The organism is Gracilimonas qinghaiensis, from assembly GCF_046602855.1.
GTDB lineage: Bacteria > Bacteroidota > Rhodothermia > Balneolales > Balneolaceae > Gracilimonas.
Map to the genome: position 1 here is coordinate 1,574,760 of NZ_JBKINJ010000001.1, position 22,736 is coordinate 1,597,495.

Annotated in this window: 18 protein-coding genes and 1 pseudogene; 10 read left to right on the top strand and 9 right to left on the bottom strand. The window is 42.8% G+C overall.

The features are described 5' to 3' along the window. Positions 1-24: 24 nt before the first annotated feature. From ACKGJO_RS07120 to ACKGJO_RS07130, 3 genes are read right to left on the bottom strand one after another with little or no spacing between them, the layout of a single operon-like run. Positions 25-867: a DUF4097 family beta strand repeat-containing protein gene (locus tag ACKGJO_RS07120; protein ID WP_411322721.1), complete on the bottom strand. Its 843-nt coding sequence runs from the start codon at positions 865-867 to the stop codon at positions 25-27. A gap of 50 nt (positions 868-917) precedes the next feature. Then, positions 918-1,706, bottom strand: a complete 789-nt coding sequence (locus tag ACKGJO_RS07125) for a hypothetical protein (protein WP_411322722.1) — start codon at positions 1,704-1,706, stop codon at positions 918-920. Further along, complete coding sequence (locus tag ACKGJO_RS07130) at positions 1,699-2,262, bottom strand: RNA polymerase sigma factor (RefSeq protein WP_411322723.1); 564 nt, start codon at positions 2,260-2,262, stop codon at positions 1,699-1,701. Before ACKGJO_RS07130 ends, ACKGJO_RS07125 begins: the two co-directional genes overlap by 8 nt. A gap of 213 nt (positions 2,263-2,475) precedes the next feature. Between ACKGJO_RS07130 and ACKGJO_RS07135 the strand changes: the two genes are divergently transcribed. Further along, entirely contained in the window at positions 2,476-4,656 is a 2,181-nt protein-coding gene (locus ACKGJO_RS07135; protein WP_411322724.1) for a Tex family protein, read from the top strand. A gap of 156 nt (positions 4,657-4,812) precedes the next feature. Here the strand turns inward: ACKGJO_RS07135 and ACKGJO_RS07140 are convergent, their stop codons facing one another. Next, positions 4,813-5,349 (bottom strand): REP-associated tyrosine transposase, encoded by a 537-nt coding sequence (locus ACKGJO_RS07140; protein ID WP_411322725.1) that lies wholly within the window; start codon positions 5,347-5,349, stop codon positions 4,813-4,815. A gap of 181 nt (positions 5,350-5,530) precedes the next feature. Between ACKGJO_RS07140 and ACKGJO_RS07145 the strand changes: the two genes are divergently transcribed. Continuing rightward, positions 5,531-6,709: an aspartate aminotransferase family protein gene (locus tag ACKGJO_RS07145; protein ID WP_411322726.1), complete on the top strand. Its 1,179-nt coding sequence runs from the start codon at positions 5,531-5,533 to the stop codon at positions 6,707-6,709. Between the two features lie 91 nt (positions 6,710-6,800). Here ACKGJO_RS07145 and ACKGJO_RS07150 read toward each other — a convergent pair whose 3' ends face one another. Then, entirely contained in the window at positions 6,801-7,967 is a 1,167-nt protein-coding gene (locus ACKGJO_RS07150; RefSeq protein WP_411322727.1) for an anhydro-N-acetylmuramic acid kinase, read from the bottom strand. Positions 7,968-8,005: 38 nt separating this feature from the next. Between ACKGJO_RS07150 and ACKGJO_RS07155 the strand changes: the two genes are divergently transcribed. Then, the gene (locus tag ACKGJO_RS07155; RefSeq protein WP_411322728.1) at positions 8,006-8,251 is read left to right on the top strand and encodes a hypothetical protein; all 246 of its coding nucleotides are present in this window, start codon (positions 8,006-8,008) and stop codon (positions 8,249-8,251) included. 126 nt (positions 8,252-8,377) lie between these two features. Next, positions 8,378-10,045, top strand: a complete 1,668-nt coding sequence (locus tag ACKGJO_RS07160) for a pyridoxal-phosphate dependent enzyme (RefSeq protein ID WP_411322729.1) — start codon at positions 8,378-8,380, stop codon at positions 10,043-10,045. 88 nt (positions 10,046-10,133) lie between these two features. Here the strand turns inward: ACKGJO_RS07160 and ACKGJO_RS07165 are convergent. From ACKGJO_RS07165 to lysC, 4 genes and pseudogenes are all read right to left on the bottom strand, one after another. After that, positions 10,134-10,892: pseudogene (locus ACKGJO_RS07165) on the bottom strand (2,3,4,5-tetrahydropyridine-2,6-dicarboxylate N-succinyltransferase); the annotation flags it as partial. A 128-nt stretch (positions 10,893-11,020) separates the two neighbouring features. Beyond that, positions 11,021-11,905, bottom strand: coding sequence for a 4-hydroxy-tetrahydrodipicolinate synthase (gene dapA / locus ACKGJO_RS07170; protein WP_411322730.1), 885 nt, complete (start codon positions 11,903-11,905; stop codon positions 11,021-11,023). A gap of 2 nt (positions 11,906-11,907) precedes the next feature. Further along, positions 11,908-12,582, bottom strand: coding sequence for a dihydrodipicolinate reductase C-terminal domain-containing protein (locus ACKGJO_RS07175; protein ID WP_411322731.1), 675 nt, complete (start codon positions 12,580-12,582; stop codon positions 11,908-11,910). A gap of 11 nt (positions 12,583-12,593) precedes the next feature. Next, on the bottom strand, positions 12,594-13,922 hold the full coding sequence (lysC, locus tag ACKGJO_RS07180) for a lysine-sensitive aspartokinase 3 (protein ID WP_411322732.1): 1,329 nt from the start codon (positions 13,920-13,922) through the stop codon (positions 12,594-12,596). Positions 13,923-14,112: 190 nt separating this feature from the next. On the opposite strand from lysC, the gene ACKGJO_RS07185 reads away from it, so the two are divergent. From ACKGJO_RS07185 to ACKGJO_RS07210, 6 genes are all read left to right on the top strand, one after another. Next, entirely contained in the window at positions 14,113-15,363 is a 1,251-nt protein-coding gene (locus ACKGJO_RS07185) for a DUF819 family protein (RefSeq protein WP_411322733.1), read from the top strand. A 124-nt stretch (positions 15,364-15,487) separates the two neighbouring features. Continuing rightward, positions 15,488-16,657 (top strand): serine hydrolase, encoded by a 1,170-nt coding sequence (locus ACKGJO_RS07190; RefSeq protein WP_411322734.1) that lies wholly within the window; start codon positions 15,488-15,490, stop codon positions 16,655-16,657. Then, on the top strand, positions 16,650-17,132 hold the full coding sequence (locus ACKGJO_RS07195) for a hypothetical protein (RefSeq protein WP_411322735.1): 483 nt from the start codon (positions 16,650-16,652) through the stop codon (positions 17,130-17,132). Before ACKGJO_RS07190 ends, ACKGJO_RS07195 begins: the two co-directional genes overlap by 8 nt. Further along, the gene (locus tag ACKGJO_RS07200; protein WP_411322736.1) at positions 17,132-17,842 is read left to right on the top strand and encodes an SAM-dependent methyltransferase; all 711 of its coding nucleotides are present in this window, start codon (positions 17,132-17,134) and stop codon (positions 17,840-17,842) included. The genes ACKGJO_RS07195 and ACKGJO_RS07200 overlap by 1 nt, the downstream gene beginning before the upstream one ends. A 329-nt stretch (positions 17,843-18,171) precedes the next feature. Beyond that, positions 18,172-21,201 carry a SusC/RagA family TonB-linked outer membrane protein gene (locus ACKGJO_RS07205; protein WP_411322737.1) on the top strand — a complete coding sequence of 1,010 codons (3,030 nt, stop codon included), beginning with the start codon at positions 18,172-18,174 and terminating at the stop codon, positions 21,199-21,201. Between the two features lie 20 nt (positions 21,202-21,221). After that, entirely contained in the window at positions 21,222-22,622 is a 1,401-nt protein-coding gene (locus ACKGJO_RS07210; protein ID WP_411322738.1) for a RagB/SusD family nutrient uptake outer membrane protein, read from the top strand. The last annotated feature ends 114 nt before the right edge of the window (positions 22,623-22,736 follow it).

The following is a 22,736-nucleotide window of genomic DNA, read 5'->3' on the forward strand; positions in this document are numbered from 1 at the left end:
TTCTCATGATATTATATAATTTGATTACAGTTGTTTGATGTATGCATTTCCGTTTAGTAAGCGAAGTTGCACTGTTGGCCCACCTTGTCCGAACTGTATGGTATCAGAACTTCCAATGCTGAACCGGTTCATCCCATCCTTTTTACCTTTCCGATCCGAACGAAAACTTCTGTCGTCAAAATCGGTATATAGTTCACCGTGTAAACTTTTAAAGGTTACATTTGCTGAAAAACTTTTTGAAGCCAGTACTTCAATATTGCCGTTAACTGTGTGAAGCTCAACATCTGCATGAGGAGTCTCTTTGAACTCCGCTTTTATATTACCATTCACAGTTTCAGCGATGATCAAACCGCCGGTTATGCTTCTCAAGATTACGCTCCCATTTATATTACTGGCATCTACCCCACTACTCAGGCCTTCAACAACCACTTCACCGGCATTGATGGTAGAGATCTCCGACATCAGATAATGTGGCACCTTCATTTGAAGATTGAACTCAAATCTCTGAATTTTCTCTTCCCAGATATTTTCCCTATTCGAACGATAATTCAGTTCGTTGTCTTCGATCTCTACTTCAAGTCCCGGATGACGCACAAATACAAACAGGTGTCCGTTTTTGGAGAGCTTATCCAGATAGAACTCACCCGGATCAAAACTGCGCCTGACATTCGGTTTCCCGGTTATGATCTTGGTACCGGTTATCAGTATCTCATCTCCGTTGTAACCTTCCACGTTCAGATCTCCGTTGATATTGTTGAAGTGAAACACAGTCTCACGAGTCAGTTCAGAAGCTGATATCCGCATTTCCACATCCTCAGTTACCCTTTCAGTTACCACATTTGACTGAGCCGATATTTCAATACTCAAGAGACAAAGGGTCAATATTGCCAAATACATTTTCCTCATATTTTCACTCCTCACATCAATACAGCAATGCTGCTTTGTAATTTTTGTTGAACGTTATAATCGAGCTTTCGCTCCTCTAATACTTTTTCAAATTCTTTTGCAGATGACCTCAACTCAAGTTCTGTCATGGCATCCGCTAGTTCGATCAGGACGATCGGGGATTCCTGTGTTGCGATTGAGTGCACCAAACCCTGCCTCACCCGTTCGTTATCGCCCCAGCGCTTGAGAGCCTCGATGGTCTGAACCCTTACATTCACGCTAGGATCATTGTTCAGGGTGAAAAGTAATGCATTGACCGCTTCCATATCGGCATTAGGTAATTCTGTACTGATATTTACTGCTTTCAGGCGATCAGTAGCAGATGAACCTTCCAGCATATTCACCATCATAATTTCCTTCAGTGACTGCATTTCCTGACTAAGCTGATCGATCTCACTTCCATTCTGATCTGACCACGAGCCAATAAATACACCAATAAAAATCAGCACCAACGCATAAGCCATTCGGGGCAATGTTAACGATTCAATTAAACGACCTAATTGATCCAATAACAATTGCTTAAACCCAATGCTATTCGATCTTTTTTCCTCTTCAAGCATCGTATAAAAACGTTCACCCATCGTCTCAGTCGGTTTTGGAACTGAGAGATCATTGAGACCTTCGTGAATCTCCTCCACTTCTCTAAACTCAACAAAGTCGATCTTACCTTCTGCAATCAAAACTTCCAGTTTCTTCTTGCCCTCACTATCCAACTCTCCTGCCAGATACTCTGCGATCAATTGTTCATATTTATCATTCATAACTGTATTCCTTTTCGAAAGACTCAGCCAGGTCTTTCAATTCTTTCATTGCCCTAAACATTTTCACTTTAATGGCGCCTTCGGTTGTTTCCATGATCTCGGCGATCTCTCTATACTTAAGTCCTTCGTAGCGACTCAATATGACCACTTCCCTTTTTTCCTGATCCAGCTTATTCAGTGCCATTTCCAGAATCTCTTTCTTCTTCATTTTTTGGTGAACCGATTCTTCAGTTCCCTGCGACATTTTAATACGGGATTCATCGATCTGAACCGGAATGCCATTTCTTTTACTCTTTCGATGGTGATCTATGAATTGATTCCGTGCAACACTGAAAAGCCATGTCGAAAACTTACCATCACCGGTATAACTCTGTCTGTATTTTAATATTCTTTCGAAAACGGACTGAACCAGATCTTCACAGGTGTCCTGATCTTTACACATTCTGTAGAAATAGACGTACAGTCCACGATGATATCGCTCAAACAATAAGCCAAGCTTATCGAAGTCGCCATTCTTCACCTTCATCATTAATGCTTTATCTGAATTTGAATTCACCTCAGATCCCGGGTTTTAGTGTTTTCACCCTTATACACTGATGAGACAGCAAAAGGTTACACTTTATTTTCCTTATTCGTTGGATTGTACATGGAGTACACGAATAATGATTAACAAATAACTAATACTCATTCAAAATTTCCTTATTAAAAACTCAAAACTTCCCACAACCTTCCGTATTTTCAGTGTCCAATTTTTAACCGAATATCATCCATGAGCGATACCAAGATCTTTAGTTTTTTAGCATCCCAACTTAATTTTAGCGGCAAACAGATCAGCACTGTAGCAAAATTCCTGGATGAAGGTGCTACGGTTCCCTTCCTAGCCCGATATCGAAAAGAGGCCACCGATGGTCTTGATGAAGAACAAATACGTGCTATACGCGACGGACTGGAAACTCAGCGTACTTTGGAAGCCCGCAAGGAGACCATCCTTAAATCCATCAAAGAACAGGAAAAGCTGACACCGGAACTGGAAAATCAGATCCTGAACTGTACCGACCTGAAAACATTGGAGGATATCTATCTACCCTACAAGCAGAAGCGAAAAACCCGTGGCGACAAAGCCAAGGAAAAGGGGTTGGAGCCACTTGCAAAGCTTATCTGGGAGCAGGAGATCACTTCCGGGGATCCCATAAAATATGCCAAAGAGTATATCAACCCGGAAAAAGAAGTGGAAACCGTGGAAGATGCTTTTGACAGCGCCACCGATATCGTGGCTGAATGGATCAACGAAAACCTTGACGTTCGTGAAATGCTGCGTAAGGTATTTTCAGAACATGCTAATATTGTTACTAAGAAAAACCCAACGGTAAAAGAGCGGACCAATTTTGAGGACTATTATGAGTTTTCAGCGAAAGTAAACAAGCTGAAGCCCTATCAAATTCTTGCAATTAACCGAGGTGAAAGGGAGAACATCCTATTTGTAAATGTTGATCTGTGGGAAGAACGTACACTTGAGAATATTGATGATATTGTGATAAGTAACGATCTAAGTATCTTCACAGAACACCTGCAAGATGCTGTGGAAGATGCATTCAAGCGTCTGCTGTTCCCATCCCTTGAGCGCGAACTCCGAAATGAACTCACCGACAAAGCCGATGCACATGCCATCGAAACATTTGCCACAAACCTTGGTAATCTGCTCATGCAGCCACCACTGGATAACAAAGTGGTTATGGGGCTCGACCCCGCCTACCGGACCGGATGCAAAGTGGCCGTAGTGGATAAACATGGAAAATATCTTGAAGGAACCACCACCTATCCCACCCCTCCGCAAAAGAAAGTAGCCGAGGCAGAAGTGGTATTCGAAACACTCATTGAAAAATATGGCGTTGAACTCATCGCCATAGGAAACGGAACAGCAAGTCGCGAGACTGAGCAGATTATTGCAGAATTTCTTAAAAAGCGAAAAGAGAAACATCCCGATGAAGAGCTTCACTATTTGATCGTAAATGAAGCCGGAGCTTCTGTGTATTCTGCTTCCAATGTAGCACGTGAGGAATTTCCGGAACTGGATGCCGCTCAGCGTGGTAATATTTCTATCGCCCGACGAGTACAAGATCCCCTTGCCGAACTTGTTAAAATCGACCCGAAATCTATTGGTGTGGGTCTCTACCAACATGATGTAAATCAAAATCAGCTTTCCGGCAAGCTCGATGATGTTGTTGAAAGCTGTGTGAACGAAGTTGGGGTGAATTTGAATACCGCTTCGGCCCCGCTTTTATCCCATATATCCGGATTGACCAGTCGGGTGGCTACCAATATTGTAAAACATCGTGAAGAAAAAGGCATTTTCATCGAACGTGATCAAATTCGTGATATCGAGGGTGTCGGCGATTTCCGTTTCCAGCAGGCCGCAGGTTTCATGCGCATCCCCGAATCCAAGAATCCACTGGATAACACCGCCATTCACCCCGAGAGTTATGAGGCGGCTGAAAAGCTATGTAACCTGTTTGGGATCAATCTTGAAAATCTTTCAAAGGAAAAAGATAAGATCGCAGGCAAATTCAAGAACATGGATCCTAAAGAAACGGCTGAACAGATCGGCGTGGGGATTCCAACACTGGAACTTATCATCGAAAACCTGCAAAAACCGGGTCGTGACCCTCGCGAATCACTTCCTAAACCATTACTTCGCACGGATATCATGAAGATGGAAGACCTGAAAGAAGGTCAACAGCTGGAAGGCACGGTCCGCAACGTGGTGGACTTCGGTGCTTTTGTAGACATCGGTGTAAAGCAGGATGGACTGCTTCATATCTCCAATATGGCAGAAAATAAAAAGATCGAAGATCCCCACGATGTTGTTAGTGTGGGAGACATTATCAGTATTGAGATCCTTACCCTGGATCTGGAACGAGGCAGGATCGGGTTGAAATTAGTTGGTGCTTAGTCACTAGCATTCGAACCGGAGGTTCAGACAGGCGTTACCAACCGGAGGTTGGGAACGAGAATCCCCGGTTGAATATACTATGACAGGGCTCGTTCCGAACGTCCCGTTCGGAATGCATACCGGAACCTCCGGTTCCACTCAGATAATTCAGGATAATCAACCTGAGTAAATAGTAATAGGAATCAATCCCTCCCCTCCCAAATAGTCTCTCACTGAAGAATATCGCCAATGCTCAGGCCGTTCCACAAAACCCCGGACTACTGGGTTAAAATGAATGTACTCTAATTTCTGAGCTACCATTTCATTATTAGAAAGCTGTTTGGGATGAAATCCTTCTGCCCAAACCTGGTAATCACACTTTAACTTATGCTTCAATTTTCTGAATGCGATTTGGCTTAACAGCCTAGCATTTTTATCTGCTCGCAAAATATCAATTATCTCTCTCGCCATAAATGATTTAGCAAGCCTCAACTTCTTAGCTAGATCTTCTCCTTTTACGATAGCGTGAAAATGATTTTCCATGATTACGTATCCATAAATAAGTACCTTTCGTTCCGTTTGAAGAAACGTGAGGCTATCCAATACAGTTTTTGCTAATTTTGGATTGGACAATAGTGGCAACCCATCTTTTATTGTACTTGTGATAAAGTATGGATAATGTTCTGCGTAAATTTTGTACCGGCTTCGGCCCATGATATTTACTCTTTTGCTTTCTCATAGTTAGAGAGATTTCGGGATGATTCCTTACAGATATTTTTACAATAGCCTTATTTACTGTGTCGAACCGGAGGTTCAGACAGGCGTTACCAACCGGAGGTTGGGAAAGAGAATTAATGAAGTACAAATAACCTTATACTATTACATCAATAACCACATGGATAAAGCACAGCAGCTTGAAAAGCAATATCACTTCCAGGTTTATAATCGCCTACCGGTAACCTTATCTCATGGGAAAGGGGCACTGGTTTGGGATACAGAGGGTAATGAATACCTGGATGCCTTTGGAGGACTAGCCGTAAATAATCTGGGACATTGCCATCCTAAAATTGTGGCGGCCATCAAGGAACAATCAGAAAAATTGCTACATGCATCCAATTTCTTTTATAATGAGCCACAAAGTCTGCTTGCTGAGAAACTCGCTAAAGTTTCAGGGTTAGACCGAGCTTTCTTCTGCAACAGCGGAGTGGAAGCCATGGAAGCCTGTGTGAAACTCGCTCGAAAATGGGGAAAGAAACACGGAAAGTCCGGGAATTTCATTACGCTGAGTGAAGGTTTTCATGGTCGTTCGTTGGCTACCATTGCCATGGGAATGCCAAGTTATACCGAAGGCTTCGACCCCATGCCGGAAGGATTTGAGCAAGTTCCTTTTAATGATTTTGAAGCACTGAAAGCTGCAGCAAATGAAAATACCATCGCTATTGCTTTTGAAACCATTCAAGGCTCAGGTGGGGTAAATGTGATCGATGCGGAGTTTTTGCGGAAAACCAGAAAGCTCTGTGACGAGCTTAATATTCTAATGATCATCGATGAAGTGCAGTGCGGTGTGGGGCGATCCGGAAAGTTTTATGCCTACCAACACTTTGATGTTATGCCTGATATCGTGGCTACAGCCAAAGCATTGGCCGGAGGTATTCCCATTGGAGCCGTTATGGCTAAAGAAGAGGTTGCTTCAGCTTTTAATTTCGGAGACCATGGCACTACATTTGGCGGCAATCCATTTGCCTGTCACGTAGCAAATGCAGCACTAGACGCCATCGAAGATGAAAAGATCATTGAACAGGCCGCCGAGAAAGGGCTCTTCATGGTGGAATTGCTTGAGGAAAAACTAAAAGATAATCCATCAGTTATGGATATTCGCGGAAAAGGCCTTATGCTAGGAATAGAATTGGATCGCCCTGCCCGACCTGTGGTTGACAAAATGTTTGAATATCAGGTATTAGGAAATGCTGCCCATGGAACTGTTGTTCGGTTTCTGCCACCGCTGGTGATCACTAAAGACCAGATCGAAAAAATAGTTGATGTACTTGTCATGGCTCTTGAGCAAACAGCCTAACAGTCCATATTCAATTCAGCTATACATTTCATAAGTGAGAGTAAGGTACATACCTCAGTTTTTCATTTTTAATCTTTAAAATATGAATTTTCTACCCCGGCAAACTGATCTTCCCAAAATGGATTTTTTCCTCCGTCACTCCGGGAATGGGAAATCCTTCACCTGAAACCAAATCGTTGGCGAAAAAGGCCATCATGACAGCCTCTTTGGCATCGGCAGGTATTCCCAATTCATCAAAATCTCTGAACTCCGCCTTAGGTATTCTTTCCCTAATTTCGCCCATCAAGGTATTGTTATGAAACCCACCGCCGCTCACGTAACATTCAAAAAAATTCTCACTTGTGATCTCACCCACAGCTCTTGAGATGCTTTGGGCTGTCAATGAAGTCAGTGAGGCAACCAGATCTTTTTCAGTGCATTCAATACCATGCCCCTGCATCAGTTGCTCAATATATTTGAGCCGAAACTCTTCTTGCCCGGTCGTCTTTGGAAACGACTTCCTGAAATACGGTTCCAACAAAATGTACCGAACCAATTCTGAATGTATCTTGCCCGATGCAGCTACTTTTCCGTCTTCGTCAAAAGGCTTATCAAAGTACTTTTGCATGGCTTCGTTTATGAGCGTATTTGCCGGGCCGGTATCACCCGTTATGACCTCTTTTCCACTTTCTTTGGAAGGAAGCCAGGTAAGGTTCGCAATACCTCCCAAATTTATGAGTAACCGATTCCCGGTTTCGTGCCTGAAGACAAATTCATCAAAGATACCTGCCAACGGAGCACCCTCACCTCCTGCTGCTGTGTGTTTTTGCCTGAAATCCGAGGTCGTAATGATTCCCGTTTTCTGCGCTATGTGATCACCATCCACTATCTGTAAAGTGGCATTGATGCCTTTATTGATTTGAGACGGTGCATGATATACCGTCTGTCCATGACTCGCGATCAGGTCAACTTCCTCTAGCGGAACTGTCCAGTCCGTTAACGCATTTGTTACGGCTTCTGCGTAATAATTTGCAAGATCTGTATGCAGAAGAGTCAGCTCCCGGGTTTTTGTGGTCTCACGCGATTGAATGGCCGATAAACGTTCCCCTAATTCCCTTGAATAAGGAATTGAACGGAACTGGTTCACCTCTATACCATCCGCTCCACATATACATAACGCGATATCAAGCCCATCGAGGGATGTGCCTGACATCAAACCAACGATCAGTCGCTCCGGTTTAGCTGAAATTTCACTCAGTTTTGCGATGTATTTATTCATAGTTTTACGTATAACTTTTAAGCAAGAACCTAAGCAAAATGAGCGAACCTACCGAAGACGAAATTAAAGCATTTGTAGAGGACGTTGAATTCCTGATCAATACGCTAAAAGCAAGTTTTGAATCCACTGATGCTCAATTTTTCATTGACGAACAAAATGAGATTCTATATGTGAAGCTGGAAGGTCTCAATGATTACGCTGAAGATGAAATAGAAGAAATAGCGGCACCGGTCTTGTCAGAGCTTGACCTTGATTTTGAAGAGATCATATTGCTTCCCTTGTGATCCAGATCGTTAAAAAAGCGCTTTTTTCGTAAATTTTTGATACATTTGATCCATAAACAATAGAGCAATTCCACAATCAATTAGTTAATGAAAGCGACCAATTCCGGATACACAATAAGCTGCATTATGTGCGGCAAAGTAAATGATGAAAAAGAAACAAGTACGTACTGTACTGAATGTGGAGGTGTTCTTGATATTGAGTACAAAGAAGCACGTAAGGAAATTCAGTACCCTCTTAAAAACATCAAACCGGATCCGCTCAAAAATCACTTTACAGCACTGAAAAAGCTGGAAAGGCTTTCTGAAAAATATGACGCCGAACTATACGGAAAGCTCGAATTTGAACATCCTACAGGTTGTTTCAAAGATCGTGGCAGTTACATTGAGGTCCAGAAAGCCCTCGAATTAGGTGCTGACGCCATTTGCCTTGCTTCAACCGGAAATATGGCCGCGTCTGTAGCAGCCTATGCCTGCTACTTTAAGATCCCGTGTTTTGTATTTGTACCTGAAAAAACTCCGGAAGTAAAACTGGCTCAGGCTACCATCTATGATGCCACCATCATCAAGATCAAAGGGGATTTCATGGTATGTGAGAAACTTTGCCGTGAATTTGCCAAATCCGGTAATTACTACCTGGCCGGTGATTATGTATTCCGCCAAGAAGGACAAAAATCTTTTTCCTATGAACTATATGAGCAGGGAATGACTGACTTTGATTATATCTTTGTCCCAATTGGCGCCGGAACCAATTTTGCCGCGATCTACAAAGGTTATAAGGAACTTAAAGCAGCCGGACTCATTGACAAGATTCCTCATTTTGTAGCAGTTCAACCTGAACAAAGTTCACCAGTGGTAGAAGGAATATTCAAGAAGGATAAGATCGTCAAAGATCATGTTAACACTATGGCAGATGCGGTAGCTGTGGCCGATCCTCTGGATTTCCATAAAGTATTTCGTGGCATCGAGGAAACGGATGGTTTGGCTTTCACGGCCACCGAAAATGAGCTACTTGATTCCATGAAGGAAATGACGGTTGAAGAAGGCTACTTCACTGAGCCGGCTTGTGCGATTCCACTTGCTACATTCAAAAACAACCTGGATACCTTCAAAGGTAAAAAATGTCTTTTTGTTCTTACCGGAACCGGGTTAAAGAGTGCCCACATTGTGGCAAAATATTCGCTTTCATCTCCTGTGCTGCCCCCAAACCTGGATCGTATACAACAATACATTGATTCAGGCTTTACAGACATGCAGAAGAATAGCTGGGGTCAATCTCGAAATAACGGTTTTGAAAATGTGAACATGGATGAAGGCCATACCAAGCTATATGATGAGTATGTTCATAACATCAATCGCAAAGGTAAAACGCTAAAAGAAGAAGAGATCAAGGTTCTGCGTTCATTGGTTTATAACGAGGATACTGACCTGACTCATCCGGTAGAGGTCGTCGACTACAAACTCACCATGCGTAAACACGGACTGGTTAGTGCTGCTGTTAAACTTAAAATTCAGGGCAGTGACGAAGTGATATCACTGGACCAGGGAGTTGGTCCTATTGATGCCATTCTGACGGCCATCAAATCAGAAACTGATGCCTTTCTCCCCTTAGAGGTGATCAATCATGAAGTTGAGATCCTTAGTCCGGATACCGATTCACTGGTCGTTGTTACACTAACCCTGGAAAAAGAAGGTCATCAATTCACATCCAAAGGCGCTTCACCTGATACGCTTGAGGCTGTAATACAGGCATTTGTGAAAGGATTGGCGGTAGCTAATAAAGCATTGGCAGTTTAATTAAAAGTGCTACGGTGTTTAAGTGTTAAGGCATTACCGTGGTACAAGGAGTACCTTAACACGGTAATACCTTTGCACTATAACACTTTTATCTGAGAGCATTTTCTAATTCGAGGGAGGCATTACTACCTTCGTCTCTGTATTTCACGATAATAGGACACGCCATACTAAGATCTTTTTCCCTTGCCCACTCATTATTGACAGGACGAGTTCCGGGAATCACCACTGCATTTTCAGGAATATCAGATCCTCTATCCAGCATTTTCTCATTTACTATATCATAGACCGGAACAGCTTTTGATAAGGTCACACCGGGGGCGATCACAGCTCCTTTTTTAACAAGGATGCCTTCCACGATCACAGATCCGGCACCAATAAAGCAGTCGTCCTCAATGATAACCGGGTTCATTCCAACCGGTTCCAGCACTCCACCGATCTGAACCCCGGCAGAAAGGTGCACATTCTTCCCAATTTGAGCACATGAACCTACAAGGGCATGACTGTCAACCATAGAACCTTCATCCACGTAAGCCCCAACATTAATATAAGCTGGCGGCATAATGATCACACTGGATGCCACAAAGGCACCACGGCGTACCGAAGACCCACCCGGTACTAATCTGACGCCATCTTCAGGTGCAAAAAAGCGAGGTGGCAAATTGTGTTTATCCACAAAGCCTTCGTAAATACCCTCGTATGAAGTATTCTCACCATTCTTGAAGGATTCAAGAATAGCTTCTTTCACTTCAATATTGGCTTCCCAGCCGTTCTCATTCTTATTGGCCGCTCTAAGCGTGCCTTCTTCCAGTTTATCTAAAACTTCTTCGTAATTCATTCTGTATTTTTGATTATTGAATTTCTTTTTGTTCTCACTTTATAAGTCATTCTGAGCGAAAGCGAAGAACCTACACAATTTAGACATGTGAAGATCTTTCGTCCCGGTAAATCGGAACCAGAATAACTTACTGATAATAATTAGTGTTTTTCCAGCCAGCTGCTGATCTCTTTATCCGCTTTCAGAAGCTCCTGCTCCAATTCCTCGGAGATATCTCCAAGTGAAAGCGGCAACCTGACTGTATCGTTTGTGATCCAGCCCTTACGGTTCAACAGCACTTTGGCCGGAACCGGATTTGGAGCATTGAATAAAGCATCCGTAGCATTTTTCCAGATAGGAAACAGATCATCAGTCTTTCCCTTCAGACATAACTCTGTATATTTATGGGTAGCCTTTGGCCATACATTGGCAGCTACAGAAACAAGTCCAACACCACCCTCTTCTGAGAAGGCTGGAGTCAATCCATCATCACCACTGTAGAATTTTATATCAGGGGCCTGACGCCTAAACTCCTTGAATTCTTCTACACTGCCACTTGCTTCCTTGACGCCCATTAAATGATCGAATTCCTTACTTAATCGTGCCGGAACGTTTGGGTGCATTTTCACGCCTGTACGTGACGGCACATTATACAACATACAAGGGATCTCCGTTTCCGCCATCAGTTCGCTGAACCATTCAAATTGACCCTCAGCGCCGGGTTTAGCATATAATGGTGTTACAAGAAGAAAAGCATCCGGTTCGATCTCATTACAAAAATGGATGAAGTCAGCCTGAGCCGGAAGATCAAAGCCTCCCACTCCCACCATCATTGGAATATCCAATTCAAGACCTTTGGTGAAGGTAACAACTTCACGTTTTTCTTCTTCATTCAGGTTTAACCCCTCGCCGGTACTTCCCAGAACTAGTACGCCGTTTCCGGCTTCTTCCTGTTTTTTGAGTATGTTTTCAAAGCTGTCGTAATCTATGCTCCCGTCGGTATTCATAGGGGTTACTATTGCGGTCCAAAGCGGAAAATTTTCCATATTTACTGTTCCTCCATTACTTGGTCATATAACTGCCCAAAGGTACAAATTCCTGATTCTATACTCGAATTATTGATCAACTGCTTTGCAGCCCATATTGCACCTTCTGCAAATAAAGCTCTGTCAAGGGCTTTGTGTTTCAGGGTTATCTCTTCTGTGCCGGTTTTCATCGTTAATTCGTGAATCCCCTTCACATCTCCTTCACGAGCTGATGTAACCTCAGCCTCCCTATCCAGCCATTCCTTCCATGACAAAGCGGTACCGCTTGGGGCGTCCTTTTTATGCACGTGGTGTACTTCATGAATATGAAACTCAGGATCCCTCAGTATCTCTGAACCGGCTGAGATGGCTTCTATACTTTTACGGATGATATTCATACCGAGACTGAAATTGGTAGCAATCACCCATCTTGAATTGTTAGCTTTCACTTTCTCATCCAGATCCTCAGGCCAATCATATCCTGTGCTTCCCCAGGCAGCCGGCACACCTGATTCTATCACAACATCTACTATATCAGGTACAGCATCTCCAGGCACAAAAATGATAACAGCATCCGCTTGCTTTAATTTTTCAACCGTAGGCGGATTGCTTTCATCAAAAGCTTCACCCAGTTCTTGTCCTAAAAGCTCAACTACATGTCTACCAGTTTTCCCGGGTCCAATTACTGAAATTTTCATACCTCTATATACTATTCTGTGATAAATTTATCGTGCAACATTCGTACGATCTGCTCGGCTTCTCCATGATCCACCAAAAAACACAGATTATTTGAGCTTGCCCCATGGCAGATCAAACGGATATTATATCTTTCCAGAGCCGTGAATAACGGCCCGCCTAATCCTGAGGTCTTCTGCATATCGTTACCAATCAAGGCAATAAGGGCCAGATCACTTTCTACTGATACCTCTGCAAACTCCCTTAACTCATCCAGCACTGAATCTGTGAGTTCCACTTTATTAGCCGCATTTACGGCGGTATCGAGCGTCAAAGCAACGCTTACCTCAGAAGTACTGACCAGATCAACAGAGATCTTATGTTCAGCTAATACCTTAAACAACTGCGCCAAAAATCCATGCTGATGGAGCATTTGCAGGCTATTTACAGTTAGTAAAGATTGATCTTTTCGAAGTGAAATTGCCCTGATTGCCGGTTTCTTTTTAGCCTCTTTAACTATAAGGGTTCCAGGTTCAGCCGGATCGCTGCTGGAAGCCACTCTCACGTTCACGCCGCCTCTTATTGCAGGCTTTAACGTGGCCGGGTGAAGAACCTTTCCTCCAAACACTGAAAGCTCGGCAGCCTCATCAAACGAAATTTCGTGAATTTGGAAGGCATCCGGAACTATCCGCGGATCAGTGGTATAAACTCCGGCTACATCGGTCCATATCTCAAGGGTATTGGCTTCAACGGCTTCGGCAAAAAGTGCGGCTGAAAAATCACTACCGCCACGACCTAATGTTGTTGTATTTCCAAAAATATCAGACCCAATAAAACCTTGAACCAGATAGGTCGTATTTTTATCGATCAGTTTTTCCGCTTTCTTTTTGATGACCTCATAATCAGGTTCAGCATTCCCAAATGTTGAATCTGTTTTGATGACCTCACGTGAATCCATCCATTGGGCATCGATACCTCTCTTTTTTAAAACTTCAACAAAGATACTTGTGGACATAAGTTCGCCAAATGCATAAAGCCGGTCTTTCCATCTTTTATCACGCCCCACAAAATCGAGATGTTCTCTCAATTCAGAAAGCTGAGAATAAAAAACTTTTTCAAGTTTCTCCGATTCACCACATTGCTTGATTATATCAACGTGCCGTTTCTCAATTCTCTCCAATATTCCTTCCCTGGTTGTAGAATCAAGGTTGTAAGCAGAAAGAGCCACAAGATCATTTGTGGTACCTGAAGTTGCACTTATAACAATAAGTTTCCTTTCAGGATCAGTAGCAACAATACCGGCACTACGCTGCATAGCCTCATATGTGCCCACACTTGTACCGCCAAATTTTGATACGATCATCTATAAACTTTTAAACTTTTATTATTGAGTTAAGTGAGGCAATGAAAATAAGTACACTTCAAGCCAATCCCTTATAGAAAAGCTCTATTTAAATGTTTTTAACCACTTTATTTTAGATAAAACTAGTATGATGGAATGCTCAGTTTTTTGTATCCTCTTTCTTTAATAAAAATGAGATCATTTAAAAAGCATGGAATCAACACCTCTTATTACCAGCGATGCCGTAACGTTTGGACTGCTAATGGCTATTTTGGCAGCGATCTTCATCACTTCACACAGTGACAATCCCATATGGAAGAAATTCTATAAGTTCGTACCATCACTGCTGCTATGCTATTTCATACCATCTCTTTTAACAACCTTTGGAGTTGTATCCGAGGCTGATTCCAATCTATATTACGTGGCATCCCGTTACTTACTTCCGGCTAGCCTGGTTTTGCTCACATTAAGTATTGATCTGAAAGGAATTCTAAATCTTGGGCCCAAAGCCGTCATTATGTTTCTTGCCGGTACCTTCAGTATTATGTTAGGCGGGCCGATTGCCATTCTGATCGTAGGCACTGTAAATCCTGAAATCATTGGTGGATCCGGACCTGAAGAAGTATGGCGCGGACTTGCCACTATTGCCGGTAGCTGGATCGGTGGTGGAGCCAACCAAACTGCCATGCTCGAGATCTATGAACCCAGTACCGACCTATTTGGTGCCATGGTAACAGTTGATATCATTGTAGCCAATATATGGATGGCATTCTTACTCTATGGAGCCGGAATTTCTGATAAAGTGGATAGCTGGTTTAAGGCTGATTCCTCGGCTATTGATCAATTAAAGCAAAGTATTGCAGACTATCAGGCAAGTATTGCCCGGGTTCCGACTTTGGTTGACTTCACCAAGATCATTGCAGTTGCTTTCTCTTTGGTTGCTGTTGGTCACCTTGCAGGCGATACCATCGCTCCGTGGATCACAGAGAATGCTCCTAACCTTTCCCGACTAAGCTTGAACTCTTCATTCTTTTGGATTATTGTGGTTGCAACAACCGGGGGACTGATCTTGTCCTTCACTAAGGTTCGTAACCTTGAAGGGGCAGGAGCTTCAAAAATAGGGAGTCTCTTCCTCTACATTCTAGTAATGACCATAGGGATGAAAATGAATATTGCCTCCATGCTCGATGCTCCCGGTTACTTTGTGATCGGTGCCGTTTGGATACTCATTCACGTGTTTATCTTATTACTGGTTGGTAAACTAATAAAAGCACCGTTCTTCTTTGTGGCAGTGGGAAGTCAGGCAAATGTTGGCGGGGCTGCATCTGCTCCAATAGTAGCTTCTGCATTCCACCCTGCATTGGCTCCGGTTGGAGTTTTACTCGCTGTGCTTGGATATGCGCTGGGTACGTACGGCGCCTGGGCAAGTGCTGAACTAATGCGCATTGTATCAGGATTTTAAGAACGGCCGTACTATCATTTCGTCGATCGAGCCTATTAGATTTTACCATTAACAAATCGGGATAAGCTCTCTTCTTCTTTGTATCTTTGTGCTGATTTTAATCTCAGTAACAAAATTATACTTTTTGAAGAGAGCACTTAAGTTTCTATTCGTCTTTTTAGCTGCTGCTGCGTTTGTCTTCGCAATGGTAATTGGGTTAAACTATTCCGGTTTCAAGACCCTTTTTCAAAATGAAGAGGGCATGGCCGAAGGCAGTGAATTTATTGAAAGCACTTATTCACTCAAAGGTCTTGCTCAGTTCATAGGAGAACACCCTGAATGGGTTTCAATAACCTCATATAACGTCAATAATCCTGACTCCGGCATCTTTTATCAATCTGATGTGCCTAGAACTTTGGGAGCAACTGCCAATATATTTCTGCTTATCGAGTATGAAAGACAGGTTACTGAGGGAATTTTGGATCCAAATGAAGAAGTAACCTTACAAGAGATCAACAAATTTGCACTTCCTGAGATCAGTGAAAACAACCACGGTCAACTAATCGAGGAGTTCGATAATAAAACTGCTCCACTTGATGATGTTGTAAAAGCGATGCTCGAAAATAGTGATCTGGTTTCTGCAGATTACATATGGTTCAAACTGGGAGAAGAGAACATTCGTTCTTTAATGGATTCTCTAAATGTTGCTGAATCTTTAATACCTCTTCCCTTCAGTGGAATGTACAGTAGAATAAATCCATCTCTCAATGACACCTCAGATCTGAGATCTATTTCATTTGAACAGTTTTCAGGGGAAGTGATACAAATTGCTGAACAGCTAAACAATGATCCTAACTTCAATAGATCAGTTAAAAATCAGTTTGATGAAAACCGCTTGTCCCTCAGTTTTATGGAAGAGCGTGATGCCCTTGCTTATTTTCCTCAGGCTACTACACGTGAGTTGGCTGCATTGATGCTGCGCCTATGGAATAATCAGATACTAAGTGAGGAGATCTCAGAAAGAGTCAAAAACAAATTGCGTTGGCCTATGGGCTCTGAGCCCATTGCCCGTAACTTTGAAGATTACGGTGCTATTTACGATAACAGAATGGGATTACTGGTTGGGATCGATTTTGGAACATCCATCTATGATGGACATACATCTGTTCAAGCTGTATTCTTTGATCAGCTGCCAGTAGGATTTTGGGTCCATATGTCTGCAAATTATATGCAGGAAGATTATCAGCAGCGCCTGATCTGGGATCCCGCACTTTACGAAACCACTCTTAAAGCAATAACTCCTGATAATGAGTAAATACCGATTTTTATATGCTTACTGGCTTGTTCCAGCCTATCTGTTATTTCTCGTTTTCCAACAGGGCATGGTTTACAAAGGCTCTATGGATACCTTTGAAAACGGAGAGTCTTATCTTGCAGAAGTAACGGATTTTGATATAAAGCAAATTGCGGCTCAAAGTAACGGCTATGTAGATATTCGTTTCAAGGTAGATGGTGAGGTCATAGAACGGAAATTATCACTTTCGGTACAGATGGCCCAAGAATTGATGGAATCTTCAGCTATTCCTATCAGATATCAGGAAGGGGCATTTCAAGAGATCGTCCTCTTTCCTACTTATGAAATCCAAAAAAGCACCTCTCTCTTCAATATGAGTGTGGCAGGTATTGGTCTTTTTGTGACATTCATAGCTGGTATATTTTTGAACCGATTTATAAAACGCAGGTCCGCTGACGAGCACGCTGATGAATTTGAAATTGAACGGGTAGATTAATGGCAGGTACTTTATATCTCATTCCAACCACTCTTGGCAAAACCCCTGAAAATAACACTCTTCCGGAGTACACCCTCAATATCATCCGGAAATTGGATGTTTTGATGGTGGAAAACATCCGATCTGCATCATCGTTTTTACAATGGGTAGGTGATACTATACCGGAATACGAGATCGATTTCTATCCTCTCAACAAGAATACCCCGGATCAGGAAATTCATTCCTTTCTCAGGCCAATCTTAAATGGCAGGGATGCCGGTGTTCTTTCGGAAGCAGGAGCACCCGGAGTAGCCGATCCGGGAGCCCGATTGGTTAAACTAGCTCATCAATATCAGATCAAGGTTGTTCCGCTTGTCGGTCCATCATCTATTTTATTAGCTTTGATGGCAGCTGGTTTTAACGGTCAGGAATTCGCCTTTCACGGTTATCTCCCAATGGATCAAAATAAGCGCAGATCTATGATCAAACAGCTGGATGGGGAATCCAGACGACACGATCGCACACAGATTTTTATGGAGGCTCCCTACCGTAATAATGAGCTTTTGAAAGATATTTTAAAGATCGCCTCACCTACCACAAGTTTATGCACGGCAACCGATATAACTCTTCCATCTGAAGATATTAGAACATCTTACATCAGTGAGTGGAATTCAAAGCCTCTTCCCAATCTTCACAAACGACCTACTATCTTTCTACTTTATGGCAAGTAATAGCTTCACAAAAACTGCCAGTATTATTTTATTGTGAAGATATTATGAGGATTTACAAATATTTACTTACATAAATACTTGATGTATATCTGTAGCACATAGATTTTATTTTACTTAAAGCCTCAATTATATCTACAATAAAAAAGCTTCCAAAAATTGACCTTATGGCTCTGTTTGGGTAGCCTAGAGACAATTATTAAAGGACAATAGTATTTGTGACACTGTCACTTACATTATATGTAACAAGTCATCAGCCTGACTCTCCTATTCATAACATTAAATAAACAGGCTTTTGACACCAAATCACTAACCAATAAGGAAGGCATAATATGACCTACAGATACAATATAGGTGCAGGGATAAATGCACCCAACCCAAAAGATAAATTCCAAAGAATGCGGAGTATGGGACGGCAACTCGTTTGCTTTCTTATCCTCATGTTTGGAATCAGTACTCTGGGCTACGCTCAGATCACAGTGACCGGTACAGTTACATCCGAACAGGACGGTAACCCTCTGCCCGGTGTAAATGTTCTGGAAAAAGGAACCTTGAACGGTACCAGTACGGATGCGGATGGTAATTACGAAATTACTGTTTCCACTCAAGAATCCGTTTTGGAATTCAGCTACATCAGCTTTATTAAACAAGAAGTAGTTGTTGGTGACAGAACCACGATCGATATTCAACTTTCTGAAGATGTGCAACTTTTAGAGGACGTAATTGTTGTGGGTTACGGTGAACAAGACCGTAAAACATTGACAAGTGCGGTTTCTTCTATTAGCTCGGAAGAGCTGCAAAATACACCTTCAGCCAGTACTGACCAGCTTATGCAGGGTCGTGCAGCCGGTGTACAGATCAGTACGAATTCCGGTACGCCCGGTGGCGGTATCTTTGTAAAGATCCGTGGTACTTCTTCAATTTCAGGCGGTAGTGATCCGCTTTATGTAGTTGACGGAATTCCTATTCAGACCGGTAACTTTGGACTCGGACTGGGCGGTGAAACAACCAGTGCCCTGGCCGATATCGATCCCTCTGATATTGAATCCATAGAAATTCTGAAAGATGCCTCGGCAACAGCTATCTATGGTGCGCGTGCAGCTAATGGTGTAGTATTGATCACTACCAAACGTGGTGGATTTTCTGAACCAAGAGTTAATGTTAACATGTATCGTGGATATGAAGAACCGGTTAACAGGCCCGACCTAGTAAGTGGTCCGGAATTTGAAATGCTAATGAATGAGGCTGCTGTGAATAATGGTGGGTCTGCCCCATATGCAAATCCTCAGAGTGCTATTGACACAGACTGGGCTGATACAGTTTTCAGAACAGGGATCGTACAAAACTACGATGTAACTGTAAGCGGTGGTAATGAGAATGTAAAATACTCCGTATCCGGTTCTAATTACGATCAGGATGGTGTGGTTAAGCCTGCTACGTTTACAAGAAGCAGTGCCCGTCTCAATCTTGATATCCTTGCATCTGAAAAATTGACTTTTGGAACTAGTTCAACTTACTCGTTCTCAAATCGAAACCGCGCCCGTAACAATGATAATATTACCGGTGTTCTGGGAGGCGTGTACTTTACTCCCTCAAACCTTCCGGTTTACGATGCAAACGGCAACTACACTAAGTTCAGTATCTTTGAGAATCCTGTTGCCGCAGCCAATGAGGTAGATTTCAACATGGATACGAACCGAATTATAGGTAACGTTTTTGCCGATTATGAGTTCTTTCCGGGTCTTACCTTCAGAACCAGCTGGAGTCTGGATTACAATGAGATCAAGGAAAACCGTTACGATAATACTCTTCTGAACAATGGTTCTGCCGTAAATGGTAGTGCCCTTTCAACGGTTGCGACCATTCGCAACTGGACTGCAGAGAATACCCTGAGTTATTTATTTAACGTAGGGAATCATGATGTGAGTGCTTTGATAGGTACTTCCGTTCAGGAATCTGAGTTTGAGCGTACTACTGCTGAAGGCGAACAGTTCCCGAGCAACGATTTCCGTCGCATTCAGGATGCCGCTGTTCAGGCAGCCTCCTCATCCGGTAGCAGCTGGGGTATTGCCTCGTTCTTCGGTCGAGTAAAATATGAATTCGACAGCAAATATCTGGCTACAATTACAGTGCGTCATGACGGTTCCTCCCGATTTGGTGAGAACAACCGCTGGGGTACTTTCCCTTCTGTAGCAGTGGGTTGGATTGTTTCAGAGGAAAATTTCTTCAATTTCAATAATATCTCTGAAATGAAGCTTCGTGCAAGTTACGGTATCACCGGTAATCAAAGTGGTATTAATGATTTTCAATCCCGTGGCCTGTGGGGTGGTGAAAGCTACGGCGACAGTCCCGGAACAAGTCCAAACCAGCTTGGGAACCCTGATTTGAAATGGGAAACAACAAAACAACTGGATATCGGTCTGGATATCGGACTCTTTGATGACCGCTTGAACTTTGTCTATGACTACTATTACAAAAAGACAGAAGATCTTCTTCTGGCTGTACCGGTGCCATTCTCAACAGGGTTTGAAGAGCTAGTTCAAAACTTTGGTGAAATTGAGAATAAAGGTATGGAATTCGGAATTATTGCCGATGTGATCCAAAAAGAAGATCTGAACTGGAATCTGAGTTTCAACATCTCAGGCAACAGAAACAAAATCCTTAAACTGGCCGCCCCGTTTAATGTTTACAACCGAGACATCTACCGTTATCAGGAAGGATTCCCAATGTATTCATTCTACTTCCACGAGCAAACCGGAGTTGATCCACAAACCGGTGAACCTATCTTCACCGATGTAGACGGCGACGGCACCTTCAACCCAAATGTTGACCGAAAGATCGTAGGTGATGCAAACCCTGATTTCTTTGGCGGATTCACTAACAAAGTAAATTACAAGAACTTTGATCTGTCGGTCTTCTTCCAGTACAGTTATGGAAACGATCAGTTAAACTGGAACCGATTCTTCCAGGAGCACGGAGGTACCAGAAATACCGGGTATCTGAGTTCACAGCTTGACCGCTGGCAACAACCCGGCGACGTTACCATGGTACCACAAATGACCAGTTCCAACTATGCCGGTAACTTGCGTCCTTCCCGATTTGTTGAAGACGGATCTTACATGAGACTCAAAAATGCTACCATCGGGTATACCGTACCTGTAGAGATTCTGAACAAAGTTGGTGTGGGAATTTCAAGGGCTCGTATTTACCTGAGTGGACAAAATCTCCTGACATTCACAGACTACAGTGGTCTTGATCCGGAGGTTACGGCAACCGCAACTTCACCACTGACTCGTGGTATAGAGTTTTACACCATGCCACAAGCTCGCTCTATTCTCGGTGGAATTGATATCTCATTTTAATTGAATAAATTTTATTACCTATGAAAAACTTTAGAAATATATTACTTATAACATTGCTGGTGGCGGTTGGGTGCGACGTTCTCGACCAGGAACCACAAACAGCAATATCGGATGAAACGGCTATCCGGGATCTTAAAAGTGCAGAAGCTGCACTCAATGGACTCTATAGCCAATTACAGGCAGGAGATTACTACGGGGACAATCTGCTAATAATGTCAGATGTGACATCTGATATATCCCAAAGCATTGGTACGTGGGATTTCTATCGCGAGATGGATACCTATGTTACCTCTGCCGGTAACCTTGAGAACAGAAACCTATGGTCTCAGGCCTATACAACGGTAAACCATGCCAATAACCTTATCGCTGATGTTCCTGCTATCGATGATATCCCTCAGGCTACACAGGATCGTATTTTGGGCGAGGCTTACTTTATAAGAGCTCTTGCTTTCTTTGATCTTACCAGAACCTTTGGTGGCGTAGATGGTGTTTACGGTGAGCTCGGTGTGCCGATCGTTACACCTCCTTCACGCGAGATCAACGAAAACAGCTTTCCAAGCAGAGCCTCTATTGCTGATTCGTATCAGCAGGTTCAGGATGATCTTGATATGGCTGAAAGCTTACTATCCGGTTTCAGTTCACCTAACAGGGTATCTGAAGCAGCCGTTAAAGCTCTTCAGTCTCGATTGGGCCTTTATATCGAAGATTTCGATATGGTAGAAACCTATGCTACGGAAGTAATAGACGATTACAGCTTTCAACTAGTTCCTGAATTCCAGAGTATATTCAGAGATGAAAATACAGCAGAAGCTATCTTTGAACTTACCTACACTACAACCGATGGTAATGGTATTCGTGGTTGGTATTTCCCTTCAAGTGAAGGTGGCCGTGGTGATATTGCCTTACACGATGAGATAGTAGCACTTGCTACATCTCGTGCAGATGATGAACGCGGTAATCTAATCGGATTTGATGCTAACGTTGGGGCTTACTATCCAACCAAATATGCCAAAGCCGGTGGTGATGACAATATTCAGATACTACGTTTAGCTGAAATGTACCTAAACCGAGCAGAAGCAAGGGTTCGTAAGACTTCTCCTGATCTGCCTGGAGCATTATCTGATCTGAATGAGATCCGCAATCGTGCCGGAATGGCTGATACTACAGGTACAGGTGTAGATGAAGCTACTGAGATACTCGAAGCTATTGAACTTGAAAGAGGACTCGAGTTCATCATGGAAGGCCACAGATGGTATAACCTTGTAAGAACCGGAAATGCACTCAGTACTTTATCCGGAATTGAACGGTTGAACAGTAGTGACCCAATATCACTGACCGATCCGGGTCGTCAGGTATTTCCCATTCCATCACGGGATATGGATGCAAATGAGAACATGGTTCAAAATTCTGCCTACAACTAGTAAACAGGCAAAATTCATTAACAGGCCCCGATCTATAAGTCGGGGCTTTTTTTAAAAAACCTTTTATCGGGTTCACATCTTTTTACGCTGCTCCCATTTTATTTTTTATACATT

Coding starts and splice junctions, on each gene's coding strand:
- ACKGJO_RS07125 (WP_411322722.1), bottom strand. CDS start 1,706: ATGAATGATAAATATGAACAATTGATCGCAGAGTATCTGGCAGGAGAG.
- ACKGJO_RS07135 (WP_411322724.1), top strand. CDS start 2,476: ATGAGCGATACCAAGATCTTTAGTTTTTTAGCATCCCAACTTAATTTT.
- ACKGJO_RS07140 (WP_411322725.1), bottom strand. CDS start 5,349: ATGGGCCGAAGCCGGTACAAAATTTACGCAGAACATTATCCATACTTT.
- ACKGJO_RS07145 (WP_411322726.1), top strand. CDS start 5,531: ATGGATAAAGCACAGCAGCTTGAAAAGCAATATCACTTCCAGGTTTAT.
- ACKGJO_RS07150 (WP_411322727.1), bottom strand. CDS start 7,967: ATGAATAAATACATCGCAAAACTGAGTGAAATTTCAGCTAAACCGGAG.
- ACKGJO_RS07155 (WP_411322728.1), top strand. CDS start 8,006: ATGAGCGAACCTACCGAAGACGAAATTAAAGCATTTGTAGAGGACGTT.
- ACKGJO_RS07160 (WP_411322729.1), top strand. CDS start 8,378: ATGTGCGGCAAAGTAAATGATGAAAAAGAAACAAGTACGTACTGTACT.
- dapA (WP_411322730.1), bottom strand. CDS start 11,905: ATGGAAAATTTTCCGCTTTGGACCGCAATAGTAACCCCTATGAATACC.
- ACKGJO_RS07175 (WP_411322731.1), bottom strand. CDS start 12,582: ATGAAAATTTCAGTAATTGGACCCGGGAAAACTGGTAGACATGTAGTT.
- lysC (WP_411322732.1), bottom strand. CDS start 13,922: ATGATCGTATCAAAATTTGGCGGTACAAGTGTGGGCACATATGAGGCT.
- ACKGJO_RS07185 (WP_411322733.1), top strand. CDS start 14,113: ATGGAATCAACACCTCTTATTACCAGCGATGCCGTAACGTTTGGACTG.
- ACKGJO_RS07195 (WP_411322735.1), top strand. CDS start 16,650: ATGAGTAAATACCGATTTTTATATGCTTACTGGCTTGTTCCAGCCTAT.
- ACKGJO_RS07200 (WP_411322736.1), top strand. CDS start 17,132: ATGGCAGGTACTTTATATCTCATTCCAACCACTCTTGGCAAAACCCCT.
- ACKGJO_RS07205 (WP_411322737.1), top strand. CDS start 18,172: ATGACCTACAGATACAATATAGGTGCAGGGATAAATGCACCCAACCCA.
- ACKGJO_RS07210 (WP_411322738.1), top strand. CDS start 21,222: ATGAAAAACTTTAGAAATATATTACTTATAACATTGCTGGTGGCGGTT.